This window comes from Flavobacterium sp. CS20 (genome assembly GCF_018080005.1).
Taxonomy (GTDB): Bacteria; Bacteroidota; Bacteroidia; order Flavobacteriales; family Flavobacteriaceae; genus Psychroflexus.
Window position 1 is genome coordinate 2,123,198 of sequence record NZ_CP073015.1, and the last position, 14,015, is coordinate 2,137,212.

A 14,015-nucleotide genomic window follows, 5' to 3' on the forward strand; every position below is an offset into this window, starting at 1 on the left:
TACTTTTATTTTAGGATTGTTTAAAGCAGTTTTTCAGCTAATGAAGTCTCTAACCAACAGCAACTGAGAATGCCAATTGGTTTAGAATGTTTCAACATGCTTAAACTCAATTTTTCTCTTTATGATTATGGCGTCATTAACTACAAAAGGTTTAGGTATCATATGAGAGGAACGTTTGGGGACATCAAAAACAGCCTTGTCTAATAAATCAAAACGGCTCTCATAAATCACAAACTCAGGTAATGGCAATTTGCTTTTAAATTGAATAATTAAATTTTCGCGATTTACCACATGATATGTCAACAGACGGTCTTGATAACGCTTATAGAAAATATGATAAGATTCATTTTTACTAAATATTGAGTCAGCAGTTTGCCCATTAACTTCAAAATGTTCAAAATTATATTTTTTATCGGCATAGATTTCTATTCGTCTAATTTCTATTTCTGGGGCAATACTCAGGTTGACTTCTACTTTGTTTTGACTTATAGTATCAACAGTGATTTCATATTTTGATTTTGACAAATTTATGTAGGGAGCAATTGCTTTTCTATTAAATCTCGTTTTATACTTGCTTTGCAAACTCGTGCTATCAATTGGTATTGTGTTTTTAAAAAACCCTTTATTCCAAGCATCTAAGTTTTGGTCATAGGTAGCCCAAAAGGCTTTTTTTGTATCAACATCTTGCAGGTAAACTAAACTATTGGGTTTAGGTCGTGTTTTAGAAAATCCCGAATTAAAATGTGCAACAATAAGAAAAGCTACTCCTAAAAGGAACAATACACGTGATAATAACTTTTTGAAAGGTAAATAACCAATAAAACTATATACAAGTCCAAAAACTAAAACACAAAAAACAGTAGATATGACAAGCATATTTAAACCTAAGCCAACAGGGAAAAACTGAATTAATGGAATGACAAGCCCAATACATGGTAGGCTCAAAAACCAAACTATAAAAAGATTTGGAATTTCTTTAAACGTAGCCATAGCAAATGCAATGATTCCAAAACCAAGTGGAATAATAAAATAAGAAGCCCCGGGCAAATAAATATTTATCAGTGCACAAATAATAAACCAAAAAAGTATTGGTGCAATTAAAGCATTTTGTGGATTGAGTTTTTTTTGAAATCTTGTATATATCAAAAATGTTAACCCAAGTGTTAGGCATACAAATGCAAAAATATAATTGTGCCCATTGTAAGGAAAACCCTGTAGAATTTCAGAATATTCTGGATATAACCAAAGCAATGCTTTCCAACCCAAAAAACCAAATGCAAATGCACTTAATAATGAAATAATAAAAGGCAAAAAACCTAAAAACATTTCACGCCTGTTAATAGATTTTGATTTAAAACCAAAAAATATAATAATCAAAAAAAGTAAAACGTTTGCAAGATAAGCCCACCAAATCCAATCAAAGGGATAATGAAACATACCAAATTCAGGCAAGTTAAAATAAACCATATCTAAATCACTCATAAGATTGTCATCCAATGAGACTTCACTAAAATGCTTCAAAAGATCAATAGCATATTCACCTTGATGAGAGAGCGAATTTTTATCTAAGCGTTTTGGTATATCAAGAGAAGTATGATAATCAAAATGGTCGTCAATAAAGGCAAAGAAAAAACTCGGTATATCTGCTTTTTCTCTGAACACAGTAGAATCAGTGTCGTTTGGCAACATTTTATAGACACTATACATAAGAGATGTTGCCATAGGATGTTTGATTTCAGATTCGGCAAACGCCTTTATCATTTTAGAGTTGCCGTGATTGGTTTCGATAATCATATTACTTGGACCACCGCTACCACGAGCTTCAAAATTCAATACTAAGCCAACATTTTTAGCCCAAGGATGATTATCTACAAATAGATTTGCACCAAGAAGCCCAACTTCTTCAGCATCTGTGAAACAAATAATAATATCATGTTGAGGTATTGTGCCTGAGGCTAAAAACGCTCTTGTGGCTTCTAAGATTGTCGCAACTCCACTAGCGGCGTCACTTGCTCCAAAAGATGAATGTGGTTCAGAATCGTAGTGAGACATCAATAGTAAAGCCTTAGATTTTGGATTTGTGCCTTCAATTTTAGCAATAATATTTTCTGGAATACTAAACTCACCGTATTTGTTAAGGCTATAGCCTTGTTGGGTATGGACTTTTAGACCGAGATTTTCTAACTGATTGATAATATAATTTCTAGCATAACTATGTTGATTAGAGCCAACATAATGTTCGTCTGAAGCTAAAGCTTCAACATGCTTAAAAGCTCGGTCAGTAGAAAACTCTACTTTTTTTGAATTAAAATCTGTAGAATATTGAGGTGAAAAATCATAAAAAACATAACCAATACTAAGAATAAATACCAATAGGGCAATAAACGGATATAGCCTTTGTTTAATCATTTTTTATACGTTTTACGAGGGCATAATAATTATCATCCAACGAAAGGTAGCCTTGATCATATACAAAATAGTAAATTTTACCAGCTTTGGTTTTATAAATACTGGTAAAATAGTTGAAGTTGAACCCTTTTCTAAGCAAATTATCTTTAGTTGTTTTTGTTTTTTGATTTGGGTTTAGTTTTTCTAGTATTCTGTAGTTTTTTCTGAGTAGGTTATTTGTATTTCTTAAGATATTTTTGGTGTCACGATTTTTTTTATTGTTGTAAGCATTACGACAATAGTCAGAGCAAAATTTTTTATCTGCTCTGCCTATAACTTCAATCCCACATTCTAAACATTTCCTTTTCATCAGTTTTTAGTTATGCTATTTCAAAAACTATATATTCTTATTATATATGATGTTGAGCGTAAAATTAACAAAAAAACCTCAACTCTATCGTTGAGGTTTTAATTATATTTATTTGATTTAGATATTATTCTACAATAATAAATTTAGAACGTCTGTTTTTCTCGTGTTCTTTTTCAGTACAACCATTGCTACAATCTATGACTGGTTCGGTTTCTCCTTTTCCTACGGCAGACAATCTAGATTCATCTATACCTTTGTCAACGAGATATTTAAGTGTGTTTTTTGCTCTTGCCTCTGAAAGGTTTTGGTTGTAAATTTTTGATCCTCTAATGTCAGTGTGACTTTCAATTCTAATAACTAAATCAGGATATTTTTTTAAAGTGGCTACGATTTTATCTAATTCAAAAGCGACTTCAGGTCTGATAGATGCTTTATCAAAATCAAATAAAATATTGGAGAGTGTAACTTCTCTTTCTTCGATAATTACTTCTATTGGTTTAAGTCTAAGGTCAACTTCCATTAAATCACCTATTGCTGTTATGGTTTTAGAATCGCTTTCAAAATCTTTTAGATTGGCTTGAATATCGTATTCTAAATTGCTGATTACTATTTCTTGAACCTGACCATTAATGTCAGTAGTTAAAGAAGCTATTTCATTGTCATCATCATCGTAAAAAAGAACACTTGCGTCTTTTAAAGGTTCGTCTGTATCATTATTTAAGACATTAACAATAATATTAGTCTCATCAAGAGGTTTGATAAGTTTGACTTGATAAATATTATCATTTAGTGGATTTTCACCTCTGTTGCTTGATACATAGCCTCTATCAACTTGATTGAAATAGCTAAATGCAAAATCATCATTTGAGCTATTGATGGGTGCACCTAGATTTTCTGGTTTAGCGTAAGAGCCATTGTTCATACTGGTATGAAAAACGTCTAATCCACCAAGTCCTAGATGACCATCTGATGAAAAGAACAGTTTGTTATCTGCATCAACAAATGGGAAGCTTTCACGAGCAGGCGTATTAACTTTTGAGCCAAGATTTTTAGGTTCGCCAAAGCTACCATCATCATTAATGCTTACCATATATAAATCGGATTTGCCGTAACCACCATCCATATTGCTAGAAAAATATAGCGTTGAATTGTCAGGGCTTAATGCAGGATGACTAACGGAATATTCTGAGCTTGTGAAAGGTAAAGCTTTGATGTCTTTCCACTCTCCATTGACTTTTTTGGCTTGATAAATCTTTAATTGCCCTATACCATCTTCGCTTTTTTCGTAATCTCCGTCTAAATAATCATTTCTAGTAAAATATAGGGTTTGCCCATCATTACTAATGGCAATTGTACCTTCGTTAAATTTTGTATTTACATCGCCTTCAAGCAGTTTTTCATTTTTAAATGTACCAGCTACATTATCAGCCTTATAGATATCAGTTGTAGGTTGATCATTCCAGCCATAAGTTCGTCTAGATTTGTTTCTAGAGCTCACAAAATAGAAATAGGTGTCATTTTCGTAACCTCCAAAGTCCGAATATTCAGAGTTTAAATCCATAGCTTTAGCTTCGTAATTTGGTGCCATGTTTTGGAGTTCTTGAACAAAATCTTTATTGGCTAAAAAAGCTTTAGCTCTACTGTCATTTGGTGCTTTGGTAGCAAAATCTTGATAGGCCTTTTTGGCTTTATCATATTTTTTGTTTGAAAGTAATATTTGGGCATAATTAAAGTAGTCTTCAGCTTGTGGGTTTTCAGCGTTTTTAAAATACTGTTCATAATATCTCTCAGATTCTTTGGTGTTTGAAATATTATAATTGGCAATAGCAAGTTGCTTATAGACATAGGCATTAGCCTTATCTTTTGAAATTAGTTTTTCATAACTTTTAATAGCATCTACAAATTCTAGTCTGTTAAAATGCTTATCTGCTTTTTTTGTATCATCATTTTGTGCATTCATCGTTTGGAGTGATAGCATCAAAATGAATAGGATTTGTAATATATTTTTCATGGTTTTAAATATAATTTTATGATTAGAAATAACGAGGTGATAAGAATGTTTTTTTCTTAAAGTAAATATCAAATCTCAAGAAGACTTCAAATGATTCAGTATCTAAAGCACTTGATACATTATCATAAGCAAAGCCCAGTTGTATCCAATCCGTAGGTCTAAAACCTACTAAACCACTAAAAGAGTCTTCGGTTCTGTATGACGCACCAATTTCAAACTTTTCAAAAAATAAGACGTTGGCATTAATGTCGAAAGTGGGATCTGCTCCAAAGTCAGTTTTTACTAAAGTAGAAGGTTTAAATTTGATATTGTCTGACAAGTCAAATACATAACCAGCCGTTGCAAACAAATGTTGTGTTTCTGAACCAAAAGTGCGACTGTTAGCATCAAGATGCTCTGAATCTAAAAAGTTGGGCATAGATACTCCTAGATAATATTTATCTGAATAGAAAAAGAAACCTGCTCCAATGTTGGCAAAGGTTTCGTTGACATTGGAGCTAAAAGCATCGTCATTATTATCTTGTAAAGTCAAATCTATTAGACCTACATCAAAAAAAGACGCTCCTGCTTTAATACCAAAAGCCAATTTGTGTTTGGCTCCTAATTCTATGGTATATGATATATCAGCAAATAAGTTGGTTTCTTCTACGGGACCAATTTCATCGGATATAGCACTTAAACCTACACCCAAACCGTTATCAAGTGGAGTATGTGCGGCAAAGGTAAAGGTTTGTGGTCCGCCATCAATGTCGGTATATTGGTCTCTGTAAAGCAAACCTACTGACAAACTCTCTCTTGAGCCCGCATAAGCAGGGTTGACCACATTCATATTATACATATATTGGGTGTATTGCGGATCTTGTTGAGCAAAACTATCTGGAATACTCAAAAATCCGATGAGACAAGCTATTATTAATATTTTCTTCATAGTATATATTGTTATTTGTTATTTAATGTTGATTATTGTTCTAAGTTGATGTAAACCCAGCCTTTAACAACGCGTCCAAAACGTTGATCTGAATTAGCTAAGTTTATGACGTAAAAATAGGTTCCTGTAGAAAGCTCATCGCCATCATCATCTTGACCACAGAATTGCTTGGTATAATTGGACTCATCAAATACTTTTTTGCCATATCGGTTAAAGACTTGAAATCTATCTATACCGAGTTGATCATCCAACCAAGTTAAATCCATACAATCATTAAAGCCATCTTGTCCTGGAGAAATTCCTTGGGTAATCACACAATTGTCAACGTCGTAGTTAGTAACTTCTGCAGTGGCTGTACTTTCACAACCTTGATTGTTTACTGTAATGACGTAAGTTCCTTCTTCTGAAGCTGTAATACTTGGGTTGTTGTCGCCTATAGGGTTTCCGTTTAAAGTCCAAGAATAAGAAACGTTAGGGTCATTATTGGTTAAGCCTGTATTTAAAACAACTTCATCTTCAGCACACTTCATAACATCTTGAAGGCTTACATCAATTGTTTCTACAACGTTTACAGTAACTTGAGCAGTTTGAACACAACCGTTGACATCTGTTTCTAAAGTATATGTTCCGCTTTCTGAAACCGTTAAAGTTTCTTCAGTAGAACCGTCACTCCAAGTGTAAAAAATTTGATTTTCTTGAGCTGAGGTTAAGCCAGTTACAGTTGGTGTCAAGGTAATATTTTGTGGACCACCATCACCAGTACATAAATTTTGATCACCTCCAAGGTCTAAAGTATAACTCACTAATTCTACTTGAATTTGATCAGTTGAAGTACATCCATTATTATCAATAGTAACTTCGTACACACCACCATCAGTTATATCAAGGGTTGGATTGGTTTCTCCTGGTAAAGCAGCCCCATCTTTTGTCCAAGCATAAGTTGGCGAGTCTAAGTCGTTTAAATTCATAGGTGTAGCATCTAAGGTATTGGTGTCACCATCACAAATTACCGCTGAACCCGCAATATCAACTTGTGGATTATTGAATAAAGTGAATGTTTCTGTAACAATTTCGTCGCATCCATTAAATGATGTGGTTAAAGTTACCGTTTCACCTTGAGTTAGTTCAATAGTTGGCGTATTTTCACCAGCACTCCATTGGTAGGTTACTTGCTCAATTTCGTTTTGGGTTAATCCAGTAAATTCTGGAGATACCAAAACCGTTTCACCAGCATCAACACAAGTTTGAGGTGGAATAGGAAGACTGACTTGGTAGTCAACAAGATCAACCTGTATTTGATCAGTTGTTAAACATCCATTATTATCAACCGAGACTTCATATAAACCACCATCAGTTATATCTAATGTCGCGTTGGTTTCTCCTGCAATTTCAGTACCGTCTTTAGACCATGTAAAGTTTGTTGATGCTAGGTCAGCATTATTACTCGGCGTTGCGTCTAAAGTATTGGTATCGCCCTGACAAATTACAGCTGAACCTGCAATGTCAACTTGTGGATTATTGAATAAAGTGAATGTTTCAGTGGCTACTTCATCACATCCTTTAAAGCTAGTAGTTAATGTAACAGTACCACTTTGAGATAACTCAATTGAAGGTGTAGTTTCTCCAGTATCTCCAGGCATAAGTCACTTGATTAATTTCAGCTGGCGTCAAACCAATAAAACTTGGAGAAATTTGAACCGTTTCCCCAGGACTAATACAATTATCAACTGGCATAAGTAAGTTTACTTGATAATCCACGAGATTTACATCATAAGTGTTTGGAGTATCTTCACAGGCGTTAGCATCTATTATAACTTCATATTGACCACCATCTGTGATATCTAAGGTAGAATTCGTCTCACTTGTTAACTCAACACCATCTTTAAACCATTGGTAATCTATACTGGTGTAGGCGGAAGAATTTGTTGGTTCTCCATCTAATGTGATAGTCTCACCAGCACACAAATCAATAGGTGTATTTGGTGCAAACTCAGGCTCAGGATAGAATTCAACAGTAACCAAATTTGATACCCCAAAACAGGCTGTGCCTCCAGCACCAATTTGGATTCCAACTTCGTAATCACCTGACTCTGTAACTTCCAAAGTTTGTCCATTTTCACCTGGAATAATATTACCATCTTGTGCCCAGAAGTATTGAATGTTGGCTGTACTAAATCCTGCGTCTAATGTTACTATTTCGCCTTCGCATGGTGCGGTTCCGTTAGCAATTGTGATATCAGGTCCTAAATCTATTCCACCTAAGTCGAATGATTCAGACTCTAAAAAGATTGCTGAATTAAATGCGGTATCTCCTCTATCAGCAATCGCTAATTTAATATTATAGGTTTGACCAGGAATCACACTTGCTGAAGCTGTTAGCGGAACCGTTTGACCGTTATACATAGTAGAACCATTGCCTGAATTTACTCCGTCAAATAGTTGTGGAACAGCAAATTCACCTAATGTTCCAGCTCCACAATTAGTATTTATATGAATGTTAGTTGGGTTTATAGGAATATTGGTTCCTGGAATAACTGCTATATTTTGCCCACCAAGATCCAGAGTAACATCAGGTGTGTTAGGGTTGGCATCGTGATTATAGTCGTTCACATTAGAAATACCAGGACCACTTAAGATAAAAGCAAAAGTATCTGCATAATTACATACAAAAGTGTGATATTCATCTGATGCGAGTAAATAATTAAAACTGATTTGATCGACAAAAGGGATAAATTCAAATTCAATAACAGTTGCATTATAAGTATTACCAGGTTGTTGAATAAGAGCTTCTAAGTCAGGATCTCCAACCCAACCATATCCACCGCCTTGTGCTGGAGTACCTGTAGGCACCATGTCAACTCCATTTGTAGCCAGTACAATACCGCCATCAAAAGGAAAATTTTGCGGAGATGTTGTACCGTCAAAGGCACCATAACTATCAAAAAGTTCTCCACCAATAGAGCTGTTGTTTGGTGATGTTACATTATTAACCTCAGCACATTGTCCTAAAACTAAGACATCATCGATTAATTGTTGCACAGTTAACGTGTTATCAACTGTAATCTGGCTTTGGGCGGAAAACACACCCAAACCAAAAAGTAATAAGAGGAATATTCTTTTCATGTTTTGTAATTTTAATTTATGTTCATAATTTTATTCTTTGTTTTATTGTTCATTGTTAATATATATCCAACCTTTTTGAAGTCTGCCAAAACTTGGGTCTTCATTTTGTAATGTGATAACATAAAAATAGTACCTGTTTTAAGGCGGTTTCCATTATCAGATTGTCCCATAAATTCATCTTTATAGTTTGATTTTTCATAAACCCTTTTGCCATAGCGGTTAAAGATTTCTAATTTAGAGATTCCTGAGCGATCTGCCAAAAAGTTAAGGTCTAATTTATCATTAAAACCATCATTGCCTGGAGAAATACCTTGAGGGATCACACAATTATCGATATCATAGAGATTAAAAGTTAATTCATTTTCAAAACTATCACAATCAGATCCAATACTTACAACGACTTTCACTTCTTGTATAGCTCCAGCGTTTTCTACTGTATATTCAAGTGTAGGTGAATTATCGCCCTTAGGTTCATTATTAACAAACCACTGGAAGTCAGCCTCTATTAATTCAGCATTTTGAAGACTCGCACTAAACGTTACTGTTTCATCAATGCAAAATAAATTGTCATCATCATTAGAATTTATATCAACACTAATATCTCTTTCACTTAAATTGATATTATCTATAAAGCTACAATCAGGATCATCAAAATACACCTCAACTTCATAGAGTCCAAATTCAGTCGGGTTAATTATAGCTGTATTTTGATTTAATGGGTTTCCGTCAAGTGACCAAAGGTAATTCACAGGTTGTCCGTTTGCATTAGAAGGTGTAGCATTGAGAACAATTTCACCCAAATCACAGGTTGCCGTATCTGGACCAAGTGCTATGATAGGAGATTCGTTAAATGTATATTCAACGCTTTCAGTTACAGGACAACCGTCTATAGTTACAGTAACTTCATAAGTTCCTGTTGTGTCAACATCTATAGAAGAAGTCGTTTCACCTGTAATCCATAAGTAAGTTGCATTAGTAGAATCAACTCCATTCACAATAGCTGTTATAGTTTGAGTGCCAGCATCACAAAAGGTTTGGTCACCACCAAGGTCAACACTAAATACTGCACCATTAACAACAATTGAATCAGTTGTTGCATAATCAAAGGTTGCACCGCCTAAAGTTGTTGTAGTCGTTGTGACTTCAACATTAAATGTGCCTTGTGTAGAGATAACAAGTGTGCTTTGAGTTTCTCCTGCTATAATACCATTATTATCAAACCATTGATAGGAAACACTTGTAAAGTCTGATGAGTTAGCAATACTAGCGTCAAGACTTAAAGTTTCACCTTCACATAAATTTAAATCAGATCCAAGGTCGAACTGTGGATCTTCTGCAAATGTATATTCAACGCTTTCAGTTACAGGACAACCGTCTATAGTTACAGTAACTTCATAAGTTCCTGTTGTGTCAACATCTATAGAAGAAGTCGTTTCACCTGTATTCCACAAGTAAGTTGCATTAGTAGAATCAACTCCATTCACAATAGCTGTTATAGTTTGAGTGCCAGCATCACAAAAGGTTTGGTCACCACCGAGGTCAACCGTGAAATCGGCTGAGTTCACTTGAATATCAAAAACATTTACACAGTTGATATCGTTTCCATCTGTATCAACATTGAGATTTGTTGTCGTAATTTCAACGCTATAGTTTCCAGTTTGGTTTAAGTCTAAAGTTGCTTGAGTTTCTCCACTGATTGGATTATTATTTAGTAACCATTGATATTCAAAACTATCGTAATCATTAATGTTTTGTACTGAAGCATCTAAAGTAACAGTTTCATTACTACAAGCTGTAATTTGGGCTGGCAAATTATTTACTGGTTCAGGTATTAAAGTTACTTCAAATTCTTCTGTACTAACTTCAGTACCATTCAGTGTTAAAACTTGATATAATCCTGATTGCGTAGCTGTATATGTAGGTTGATTTTCGCCAGTTAGTGGGTCAAATTGTTGTGTTGACTCGTTAAATAGTAGCCATTGAAATTGATCAGCAAGACTATCAGTAGCTGTTAATGCAGACCATCGACTTGACAAGCCGTTACTTGATTTTGCAATACAATGTCGCAATTGGTAGAACCACTTCCTGGTGCACCAGTATTGGTTTGTCCTAAACTTATAAACCCTGGAGCACCATCGAAGTTCGTAATAAATACGCATATATTTCACCAGCTTGTGCGTTTTGAATTGTAAAAGTTTCTATTGGTGCAGCTGAATAACTACAATCTATCACATTACCGTAAGGATAATTATTATCAAATGTATTGCTACCACATTGGGTGCAACTATCCAAATCGTTGCAAAATTGTGTATCGGGAAACGGATCTCAAGCTATAAAATCTACGTCAAGAGGAGTTCCTGTTGGATTTCCATTTGCGTCAAATTGTGTGTTTTGAACAATTTCAAAAACAAGATCTCCTGAATCTTCAATCTGCATAAAAAACCAAACAGGATTGGGTTGAGTGCCTAAACATCCATAATTACTTAAATTAGGATCAGCTTCTGTTCCGCTAGAATCATCTACGTTTTCAAAGATTAAAGACTCTCCAAGATCAGGTGCACAAAATGGATCAGACCCAAAACAGCCACAAGATTCTAAGGTTTGGCTTGGACTTGTTAATATGCAATTGATATCATCTACATTTTCAACAGTAAAAACAACATCTGTTCCTAAGGCATAAGGACCATAGGTTAATGTTGTTGGTGTCGTTACATTTTGAAGAGCATCACCTTGATTATTTGTAATATCCAAAGAAGACGCTGAACCAAGATCTGTAATATTTACTTCCACAGAAAACTCCTCATTACCATTTCCACAATTACCAACAACCGCATAATCTACTTGCGGATTGGTACAAGTGGCACAACTCACGGTTAAGTCGATAGGATTAATATTAGTTGAACCTTGGCAATCTATAGAACCGTCAGGGGTCACTTGAACCGTGATTTCATCACCCGTTGATTGAAAAGTTAAGCCTGATAGATCTCCTGCATTACCATAGCCATTAAAGAGTTCTGTGCCATCTGAATCGAGAACGATAAACTCATCAAAATTATTTTCCACATTTCCAGAATTCACCGTTAAGTTTAAAGGTGAACCATCACTGCTGACAAATGTAAACTCTTCATTAACGCCAGAATCATAACAAAAGTTAGTGTTGACAGGTCCAACGGTGCAATCTACTAAATTTAAGGTACAATTATCTTGGGTAAGCACACCAGAGGCAACTTGACAATTCACATCTTGATTATTTGAAGCCATCAATTCAACTTGCGTTCCATTAGGATAAGGTCCAAAAGTCAAAACACCAGTAGCAGAAGCGGTTTGAGCAGGATTACCTTGATTATCTGTAATATCTAAATCAGTAGCAGAACCGAGATCAATAACATCGGCTTCAACAAAAAACTGTGGTGCGTTTAAACAATCGTCAACAAGGTTGAAATTAACTTGCGGATTGGCATAAGTGGCACAACTCACCGTTAAGTCAATAGGATTAATATTAGTTGAACCTTGGCAATCTATAGAACTATCAGGGGTCACTTGAACCGTGATTTCATCACCCGTTGATTGAAAAGTTAAGCCTGATAGATCTCCTGCATTACCATAGCCATTAAAGAGTTCTGTGCCATCTGAATCGAGAACGATAAACTCATCCCATCCGTTTTCCACATTTCCAGAATTCACTGTTAAGTTTAAAGGTGAACCATCACTGCTGACATATGTAAACTCTTCATTAACGCCAGAATCATAACAAAAGTTAGTGTTGACAGGTCCAACGGTGCAATCTACTAAATTTAAGGTACAATTATCTTGGGTAAGCACACCAGAGGCAACTTGACAATTCACATCTTGATTATTTGAAGCCATTAATTCAACTTGCGTTCCATTAGGATAAGGTCCAAAAGTCAAAACACCAGTAGCAGAAGCGGTTTGAGCAGGATTACCTTGATTATCTGTAATATCTAAATCAGTAGCTGAACCGAGATCAATAACATCGGCTTCAACAAAAAACTGTATGCTGTTTAAACAATCGTCAACAAGGTTGAAATTAACTTGCGGATTGGTACAAGTGGCACAACTCACGGTTAAGTCGATAGGATTAATATTAGTTGAACCTTGGCAATCTATAGAACTATCAGGGGTCACTTGAACCGTGATTTCATCACCCGTTGATTGAAAAGTTAAGCCTGATAGATCTCCTGCATTACCATAGCCATTAAAGAGTTCTGTGCCATCTGAATCGAGAACGATAAACTCATCCCATCCGTTTTCCACATTTCCAGAATTCACTGTTAAGTTTAAAGGTGAACCATCACTGCTGACATATGTAAACTCTTCATTAACGCCAGAATCATAACAAAAGTTAGTGTTGACAGGTCCAACGGTGCAATCTACTAAATTTAAGGTACAATTATCTTGGGTAAGCACACCAGAGGCAACTTGACAATTCGCATCTTGATTATTTGAAGCCATCAATTCAACTTGCGTTCCATTAGGATAAGGTCCAAAAGTCAAAACACCAGTAGCAGAAGCGGTTTGAGCAGGATTACCTTGATTATCTGTAATATCTAAATCAGTAGCTGAACCGAGATCAATAACATCGGCTTCAACAAAAAACTGTGGTGCGTTTAAACAATCGTCAACAAGGTTGAAATTAACTTGCGGATTGGTACAAGTGGCACAACTCACCGTTAAGTCAATAGGATTAATATTAGTTGAACCTTGGCAATCTATAGAACCGTCAGGGGTCACTTGAACCGTGATTTCATCACCCGTTGATTGAAAAGTTAAACCTGATAGATCTCCTGCATTACCATAGCCATTAAAGAGTTCTGTGCCATCTGAATCGAGAACGATAAACTCATCAAAATTATTTTCCACATTTCCAGAATTCACCGTTAAGTTTAAAGGTGAACCATCACTGCTGACAAATGTAAACTCTTCATTAACACCAGAATCATAACAAAAGTTAGTGTTGACAGGTCCAACGGTGCAATCTACAGTTGTTTGTGCAAAGGCATTTGAAAAAAACATAACGACCAAAACACTTGAAATGTAAAAATTTTTCATTTAATTCTCTTTTGGTTGTGAATATAAATAAAATGTTATTGATACGTTAAATTTATTTAGACAAAAATGATGTTAAAAAAAAAATTAACAAAAAACCACCTCAACTTTGAGGTGGTTTTAAATTT

The 14,015-nt window shown here is 35.0% G+C and carries 8 protein-coding genes; all 8 read right to left on the reverse strand.

What is annotated here, in order from left to right; translation table 11 throughout:
- Positions 1-81 precede the first annotated feature (81 nt).
- The 8 genes from IGB25_RS10025 to IGB25_RS10060 all read right to left on the reverse strand — a co-directional run bounded on the left by IGB25_RS10025 (position 82) and on the right by IGB25_RS10060 (position 13,890).
- Complete coding sequence (locus IGB25_RS10025; RefSeq protein ID WP_211064887.1) at positions 82-2,409, reverse strand: M20/M25/M40 family metallo-hydrolase; 2,328 nt, start codon at positions 2,407-2,409, stop codon at positions 82-84.
- The gene (locus IGB25_RS10030; protein WP_211064888.1) at positions 2,402-2,758 is read right to left on the reverse strand and encodes a hypothetical protein; all 357 of its coding nucleotides are present in this window, start codon (positions 2,756-2,758) and stop codon (positions 2,402-2,404) included. Before IGB25_RS10030 ends, IGB25_RS10025 begins: the two co-directional genes overlap by 8 nt.
- Positions 2,759-2,882: 124 nt before the next feature.
- Positions 2,883-4,769, reverse strand: coding sequence for an OmpA family protein (locus IGB25_RS10035; RefSeq protein WP_211064889.1), 1,887 nt, complete (start codon positions 4,767-4,769; stop codon positions 2,883-2,885).
- 22 nt (positions 4,770-4,791) lie between these two features.
- Positions 4,792-5,697, reverse strand: coding sequence for a type IX secretion system membrane protein PorP/SprF (locus IGB25_RS10040; protein ID WP_211064890.1), 906 nt, complete (start codon positions 5,695-5,697; stop codon positions 4,792-4,794).
- Positions 5,698-5,729: 32 nt separating this feature from the next.
- Positions 5,730-7,337: a gliding motility-associated C-terminal domain-containing protein gene (locus IGB25_RS10045; RefSeq protein ID WP_211064891.1), complete on the reverse strand. Its 1,608-nt coding sequence runs from the start codon at positions 7,335-7,337 to the stop codon at positions 5,730-5,732.
- Complete coding sequence (locus IGB25_RS10050) at positions 7,300-8,820, reverse strand: choice-of-anchor L domain-containing protein (protein ID WP_211064892.1); 1,521 nt, start codon at positions 8,818-8,820, stop codon at positions 7,300-7,302. The genes IGB25_RS10045 and IGB25_RS10050 overlap by 38 nt, the downstream gene beginning before the upstream one ends.
- Positions 8,821-8,831: 11 nt before the next feature.
- Positions 8,832-10,856 carry a gliding motility-associated C-terminal domain-containing protein gene (locus tag IGB25_RS10055; RefSeq protein WP_211064893.1) on the reverse strand — a complete coding sequence of 675 codons (2,025 nt, stop codon included), beginning with the start codon at positions 10,854-10,856 and terminating at the stop codon, positions 8,832-8,834.
- 289 nt (positions 10,857-11,145) lie between these two features.
- Positions 11,146-13,890 carry a hypothetical protein gene (locus tag IGB25_RS10060; protein WP_211064894.1) on the reverse strand — a complete coding sequence of 915 codons (2,745 nt, stop codon included), beginning with the start codon at positions 13,888-13,890 and terminating at the stop codon, positions 11,146-11,148.
- Between the last annotated feature and the right edge of the window lie 125 nt (positions 13,891-14,015).